Annotated in this window: 8 protein-coding genes; 7 read left to right on the top strand and 1 reads right to left on the bottom strand. The window is 41.5% G+C overall.

The window, feature by feature from the left end:
- The 7 genes from AC52RT_RS11920 to AC52RT_RS11890 all read left to right on the top strand — a co-directional run.
- Nucleotides 1–1,052: enoyl-CoA hydratase/isomerase family protein (locus tag AC52RT_RS11920; RefSeq protein ID WP_495540944.1), on the top strand; the 1,052-nt coding region annotated here is incomplete at its 5' end.
- Nucleotides 1,053–1,089: 37 nt separating this feature from the next.
- Nucleotides 1,090–2,268: an acetyl-CoA C-acetyltransferase gene (locus AC52RT_RS11915; protein ID WP_495540943.1), complete on the top strand. Its 1,179-nt coding sequence runs from the start codon at nucleotides 1,090–1,092 to the stop codon at nucleotides 2,266–2,268.
- A gap of 27 nt (nucleotides 2,269–2,295) precedes the next feature.
- Complete coding sequence (locus AC52RT_RS11910) at nucleotides 2,296–4,080, top strand: acyl-CoA dehydrogenase FadE (protein ID WP_495540942.1); 1,785 nt, start codon at nucleotides 2,296–2,298, stop codon at nucleotides 4,078–4,080.
- A 171-nt stretch (nucleotides 4,081–4,251) separates the two neighbouring features.
- Nucleotides 4,252–4,608: an arsenate reductase family protein gene (locus tag AC52RT_RS11905; RefSeq protein WP_340847070.1), complete on the top strand. Its 357-nt coding sequence runs from the start codon at nucleotides 4,252–4,254 to the stop codon at nucleotides 4,606–4,608.
- A gap of 38 nt (nucleotides 4,609–4,646) precedes the next feature.
- A complete protein-coding gene (gcvH, locus tag AC52RT_RS11900; RefSeq protein ID WP_040375885.1) occupies nucleotides 4,647–5,030 on the top strand; it encodes a glycine cleavage system protein GcvH in 384 nt (127 codons plus the stop codon).
- 80 nt (nucleotides 5,031–5,110) lie between these two features.
- A complete protein-coding gene (locus AC52RT_RS11895; RefSeq protein ID WP_495540941.1) occupies nucleotides 5,111–5,452 on the top strand; it encodes a toprim domain-containing protein in 342 nt (113 codons plus the stop codon).
- Nucleotides 5,453–5,461: 9 nt separating this feature from the next.
- The gene (locus AC52RT_RS11890) at nucleotides 5,462–5,773 is read left to right on the top strand and encodes a thioredoxin family protein (RefSeq protein WP_495540940.1); all 312 of its coding nucleotides are present in this window, start codon (nucleotides 5,462–5,464) and stop codon (nucleotides 5,771–5,773) included.
- Nucleotides 5,774–6,954: 1,181 nt separating this feature from the next.
- Here AC52RT_RS11890 and AC52RT_RS11885 read toward each other — a convergent pair.
- The coding region (locus AC52RT_RS11885; RefSeq protein WP_495540939.1) for a hypothetical protein at nucleotides 6,955–7,352 on the bottom strand (398 nt) is incomplete at its 5' end.

Raw genomic sequence — 7,352 nt, 5'->3', positions numbered from 1 at the left:
TTTCTTACTATAACAATGGTGAATACAAACCATTGCAGGAAAATCCAAAAGTTATCAATTTAAAACAAATAAAAAAACAAAAAGGTGTCATCAAGAAGAACAGTGGTGCGAGTCTAATTGATATCGGCGACGGCATAGCACTTTTAGAATTCACTTCACCTAACAATGCAATTGGTTTGGATATCATCCAAATGATTAACCAATCCATTGATGAAGTGGAAGCGAATTATAAAGGTCTTGTTATCGGGAACCAGGGGAAAAACTTCTGTGTTGGCGCAAATATCGCCATGATGCTGATGGAAGCACAGGATGATAATATCTTTGAACTGGATATGGTCATCACTCAGTTCCATAAAGCGATGCTGAAAATTAAATACAGCTCACGTCCAGTTGTTGCTGCTCCATTTAATATGACACTTGGCGGAGGTGCAGAAGTCTGCTTGCCAGCTGCAAAAATTCAGGCATCGACTGAAACATATATGGGACTTGTCGAAGCGGGTGTCGGATTAATTCCAGGCGGCGGTGGAGCAAAAGAACTTTATGTGAAAACACTGAAAAGCATGCCGAAGAATGTTGAGTTCGATCTTCAAAAAGTTGCGAATAACGTCTTTGAATCCATTGCAACCGCGAAGGTATCAACTTCTGGTGAAGAAGCACGCGAAAATAACTTCTTGAATTTTGCCGATGGAATCAGCATTAATCCTGACCACTTAATTTATGATGCTAAGCAGGCTGCTCTTGCTCTTTATGAAGAGGGATATACAGCACCAGCTAAAATCAAAATTCCAGTGGTTGGTGAAACGGGTTATGCCGCTCTTCTTTTAGGAGCAGAATCTATGAGACTAACGGGTTATATTTCCGACCATGATATGGTGATCGCAAAGAAATTAGCATTTGTACTGGCTGGAGGCTTGGTTCCGTTTGGAACAGAAGTTGATGAGCAGTATATTCTTAACCTAGAAAAAGAAGCGTTCCTAAGCTTAATCCAAATGCCAAAGTCGCAACAGCGGATGCAAAATATGCTTGTTAAAGGCAAGCCGTTACGTAACTAAAATCACTAGCTTACTAGAAAATTTAAGGGGGATCCTCATGAGAGAAGCGGTAATAGTAGCTGGAGCAAGGACTCCGGTGGGCAAGGCAAAAAAAGGTTCACTTGCCAATGTCCGTCCAGATGACCTAGGGGCTCTTGTTGTAAAAGAAACGTTGAAGCGTGCGGGAAATTATGAAGGTACAATTGATGATTTAATCATTGGATGCGCTATGCCTGAAGCAGAGCAAGGGCTGAATATGGCTAGAAATATCGGTGCGTTAGCTGGTCTTAAGCATGATGTACCGGCGATTACCATTAACCGTTATTGTTCAAGCGGGTTGCAAAGTATTGCTTACGGAGCGGAACGGATTATGCTCGGACAAAGTGATACAGTTCTGGCTGGCGGTGCAGAATCAATGAGCCTGGTCCCTATGATGGGGCATGTCACTCGTCCAAATCGTTTACTTGCCGAAACAGCACCTGAGTATTATATGGGAATGGGTCATACAGCTGAAGAAGTAGCTAGGCAGTTTGGTATTTCCCGTGAAGATCAAGATGCCTTTGCAGTACGCAGTCATCAAAAAGCGGCTAAAGCTATCGCTGAGGGAAAATTTGCGGATGAAATCGTACCCGTCGATGTGACGCTTCGTTCTGTTGGGAAAGATAATCGATTAAACGAAAAAACATTCCAATTTTCACAAGATGAAGGTGTACGCGAAGGAACCACTTCTCAAATCCTTGGTAAATTACGTCCAGCTTTCTCTGTTACTGGATCGGTAACGGCTGGTAACTCTTCACAGACGAGTGATGGAGCAGCTGCAGTGATGGTTATGGACAGTGAAAAAGCGTTATCACTTGGACTTCAAGCGATGGGTAGATTCCGCTCGTTTGCAGTAGCAGGAGTACCGCCGGAAATTATGGGAATTGGTCCTGTTGCAGCCATTCCAAAGGCACTTAAATTAGCTGGACTTGAACTATCTGATATAGGTCTTTTTGAACTGAACGAAGCCTTTGCTTCTCAGTCCATCCAAATCATTCGTAAGCTTGGCTTGAATGAAGACATTGTTAATGTGAATGGCGGTGCTATTGCACTTGGTCATCCGCTTGGCTGTACAGGTGCGAAGTTAACATTGAGTCTGCTGCATGAAATGAAACGCAGAAATACTCAATTTGGGATTGTGACGATGTGTATCGGCGGCGGTATGGGTGCTGCAGGAGTATTTGAACTTTTAGCTTAACTAATAAAAATCAGGAGGTCATTATACATGTCTAATCAAACTGAAAACCTACTCAAAGGCGGAGCCTTTTTATTAGAAGATATTACGTATGAACAAATGTTTACGCCAGAAGACTATTCAGATGAGCAGAAAATGATTGCGAAAACAACTGAGGATTTCGTTCTTAACAAAGTCCTGCCTAAGGTAGAAAACTTAGAAAACCACGAATTTGAAAATTCTGTAGACCTTCTAAAGCAAGCTGGAGAACTTGGATTGCTTGGAGCAGATGTACCTGAAGAATACGGCGGACTTGGACTTGATAAAATTAGTTCAGCACTAATTGCCGAAAAAATGGCGCGTGCCGGCGGTTTCGGTATTACTCATGGTGCCCATGTAGGAATTGGTTCACTGCCAATCGTCCTGTTCGGCAACGAAGAGCAAAAGCAAAAATACTTGCCAGCTCTTGCAAGCGGTGAACTGCTTGCTGCCTATGCACTGACTGAGCCAAGCTCGGGTTCAGATGCGTTAGGAGCAAAAACAACAGCTAAACTTAATGCTGAAGGTACGCATTACGTGTTGAATGGTGAAAAACAATGGATCACGAACGCTGGCTTTGCTGATGTATTTGTTGTGTATGCAAAAATTGATGGCGATAAATTTTCAGCTTTTATCGTTGAACGTAGTTTCTCAGGTGTTTCAACCGGTGCTGAAGAAAAGAAAATGGGCATTAAGAGCTCTTCTACACGGACATTAATCCTAGAAGATGCACAGGTGCCAGTTGAGAACCTTCTTGGAGAAGCAGGCAGAGGCCATGTGATTGCCTTTAATATTCTAAATATCGGTCGTTATAAGTTAGGTGTAGGTGTAGTCGGCGGAGCGAAGCGTGCATTTGAGCTTGCGGCTGTCTATACAAACCAACGTCAACAGTTCAAAACGCCAATCTCTTCATTCAATTTAACAAAAGAAAAGCTGGCTACAATGGCTTCTAAAATCTATGCAGCGGAAAGTTCTGTTTACCGCACAGTCGGTCTGTTTGAACAAAGAATGAGCCAACTTTCTGCAGAAGAAATCAAAGACGGTACAGAAGTAGCTAAGTCGATTGCTGAATATGCAATTGAGTGTTCACTCAATAAATTCTTCGCTTCTGAAGTCCTTGATTATGTAGTTGACGAAGGCGTTCAGCTTCATGGTGGATACGGCTTCATGCAAGAATATGAGATTGAGAGAGCCTACCGTGATTCAAGAATTAATCGTATTTTTGAAGGAACAAATGAAATTAACCGTTTACTCGTTCCTGGAACATACCTGAAAAAAGCGCTTAAAGGCGAGCTTCCATTATTCCAGAAGGCACAAGCTCTTCAAGAGGAATTAATGATGATGATGCCTGAAGAACCAAGCGATGAGCCATTAGCACAAGAGAAGATGCTGGTCAGCAACGCCAAAAAAATTGGTATCTTAGCAGCTGGATTAGCTGCACAAAAGTATGGCAAAGAACTAGATAAAGAGCAAGAAGTTCTTGTGAATATTGCTGATATTGTTTCCTTAGCCTATGCTGCAGAATCGGCTGTATTGCGGACAGAAAAAGCAATCGCAGCAACTGGACTTGAAAAGAACCAACAAAAAGTTCTCTACACAGAAATTTTTGTTCAAGAAGCCTTTAACCAAATTGAACAGCATGCGAAAGAAACATTGATTGCAGTTGAAACGGGCGATACATTACGGATCATGCTTTCTTCATTCCGTAAATTAACTCGTCATAACCCAATCAATGTAATTGCGAAGAAACGTGAAGCTGCAGTTAAAATTATTGATGCTGAAAAATTTGTCCTCTAATCAATAAATCTTAAAAGGAGTATCCCTGCGGGGGTGCTTCTTTTTCTAATTTGTTTAGATACACCACGGTGTTTTTTTAGTATGATAGAACATAGAGTCGGCGCTGTTTATACAGCTGATTTTTTGTATTGGAAAGAAAAAACGGGTATTCTATTTGTAGGTGGTGAAAAGATGTCTCTATCATTTTATTGGTATCCTAAATGCAGTACATGCCGTAATGCAAAAAAATGGCTTGATCAGCAGGGTTTGGAATATGAAGCGATTCATTTACTTGAAAATCCGCCATCAAGATCGCAATTGGAAGAACTGTATCGAACAAGTGGTTTAGAGTTAAAGAAATTCTTTAATACCAGCGGTCAGAAATACCGGGAACTTGGTTTGAAGGACAAGCTGAAGGATGCAACTGAAGCTGAAATGCTTGATATTCTGGCTACAGATGGCATGTTGATAAAAAGACCTATTGTTTCAGACGGGAATAAAGTAACGGTAGGATTCAAAGAAGAAGAGTATGCGAAGACCTGGGGCTGATAAGGCTCTAGTCTACATAATATAGGGGGGAATTCATAATGGCAGCACCAAAGGAATTTCGTTATTCAAAAGAGCATGAATGGGTACAAACAGAAGGTGAAACGGCAAGAGTTGGAATCACACAGTTCGCGCAGGCTGAACTAGGTGATATCGTTTTTGTTGAGCTTCCGGAAGTAGGCGCTGAATTAAAAGCTAACGAACCATTTGGCAGCGTTGAATCTGTTAAAACAGTCTCTGAATTGTATGCACCGATCAGCGGCAAGATCATTGCTATTAATGAAGAATTAAATGATAACCCTGAGTTCGTTAATGAATCCCCGTATGAAAAAGCATGGATGGTCGTTATTGAGCCGGCAGACAAAAGTGAAATTGAAAACTTGATGACTGCGGAACAATACGACGAAATGACAAACGAAGGTTAAGTTATGTGTGCAGGTGGGGAGGGGCATTGCCCTTCTCTGTTTTTTTATCTATACCATCATGATGGAACAGGTGATTTGTATTGGAAAACGAATGCTCAGATAAAGTGTTAATTGTTGAAGGGGTGACGGATAAACGAAAGGTCACACAAATTCTTAACGAGAAGCTGGAAATTATCTGTACGAATGGGACCATATCTATCACACGGCTTGATGAACTGGTTGACGAGTTGGCAGATAAGGATGTTTACATTCTTGTCGATGCTGATGAATCAGGTGAGAAGCTTCGCAAAAAATTGCTGCGTGAAATGCCGAATGCGTCACATTTATATATTGATCGAGTGTATCGTCAAGTTGCAGATGCACCTTTACACCATTTGGCTGACGTATTAGCAACGGGTAAAATAGAAGTGAAAAGAGGATGACAGGATTACATGAAAGAGTGGACGGAGACTGAATTGAACTTAGCCATTCAGTGGAAACGAACGTTTTGTTTATACTTATACACCCCAATGTGCGGCACCTGTATGGTCGCTTCTAAAATGATGAATGTATCATTAGAACTGCTCCAAGAATTGGAGTGCGGGAAGATGAACCTAAACTTTATGCAGAAAATTGCACATCAATATGAAGTAGAAAGTGTCCCATGCCTGCTGTTATTCAAAAATGGAACACTAACTAAGAAAATCTACGCCTTTCAATCAGTACCATATCTATATGAGGAATTAAAAACATTGAACGCTTGATCCTTGTCTCCTAGAAGATAAGGTTTTTTTTATGCTCCATTCTGGACAAGACATGCTCAGAGGGGGGCAGTTGATTTCCGTTCCAGGCGTTTCGCTTATCCTCAGGCGGACACGCTCCTGCGGGGTCTCACCAGTCCTGCTATTCCCGCAGGAGTCTCCACGCCAACACTCCGATCAACGGTCTTTCTGAATTTAATCTGGATTTTAACCGACGTACAAAATGCGAATTCAGGAGGAAGTCATTTTCTTCCCTAACTCAAGATAATTCTTCCTGAAGCTGATTTAGCTCAGTGCGGAATCAACTCCCCTTGTCAGTTTTTTAGTTTTATCTTTTAAAAATAGAGTATCTTTCTCTCTTTCGTTTGATTTTAAAAGGTTTTTTTCCTTTTGGTGACGCATTCTGGACAAAACACGCTGAATGGGAGGGTAATTGTCTTCCACACCTCATCGATTGTATGGTCGAGTACTCTGATTCTGCCCAAACTAGGATTTATTTGGCCGTAACTCAAGATGATTCTGCCTGAACCAGAATTTATTCTGCCCAAACTCAAGATGATTCTCCCCCGAGGCTGAATGATCTGAATTTCCTTCAACCGATCAAACTTCCCTTGGTTTTAGCTTTTAAAATTTGAGTAACTTTCTCTTTTTTGTTTGAATTTAAAAGCTCTTTTACCTTTTGATGACGCATTCTGGACAAAACAAGCTGAAGGAGTAGGGGATTGCCTTAAGATCCTCAACAATTGAAGGCTCAATACGCCGATTCGGCCCAAACACAAGATAATTCGGCCCGAAGCTGAATGATCTCAATCTCCTCATTTGAGCAAACATCCCTTTCAGCTTTTTGGGATTTAACTTTTAAAAATTGAGTAACTTACTCTTTTTCGTTTGATTTTAGAAGTTATTTCCCATTTGATGACGCATTCTGGACAAAACATGCTGAATGGGGATGGAATTGTCTCCGACATCTCATCGATAATAGACTCGAATACGCCGATTCGGCCCAAACGAGGTTTTATTCGGCCCAAACTCAAGATGATTCGGTCCGAACCGGGTTTTATTCTGCCCTAAAGCCAAAAGATTCGGCCCAAACCCATTTCACCCTCGTATTCAGCAGCGTCGACACTTCACTATAAAGATAAAAAACCGCATACCCAATTAGTAACGGGTATGCGGCGGTATGCTTATTCTTTTTTTGCGTTAATCCAAAGCTTGCCTTCGGCTCGTTTGATGGTTAGATTTCCGTAGCTGTCAGCTATTTTCACTTCGATAACTGCGCCAGGTGCCTTCACATTCGTTGTGGCCGTATAGTAGCCAACGTAATGACCTGAAGAGGTTTCCTTCATTGGTAAGTCAGTTGCGTTTGCAACCCCTCCTGCATTTGTCAGAGGCATCAAAATGGAGAAGTCGGCGGTTAGGCCTGGTTCGCTGTTAAATTCTATTTTGACTGATTCACCGCTTTTTAGGATTTTATCTGCATTCGGTACTAACGTTGAAATCTCAGGAGCTGTGTATTTTACATCAATTGAGATTGTTTTTGTGATTTTATTGCTTGCTTTATCTTGTGCAATAACTTTGATTG

It is taken from the genome of Peribacillus sp., from assembly GCF_059453735.1.
The sequence above is the reverse complement of the archived record's forward strand: the minus strand, read 5'-3'. Positions and strand labels throughout refer to the sequence as shown.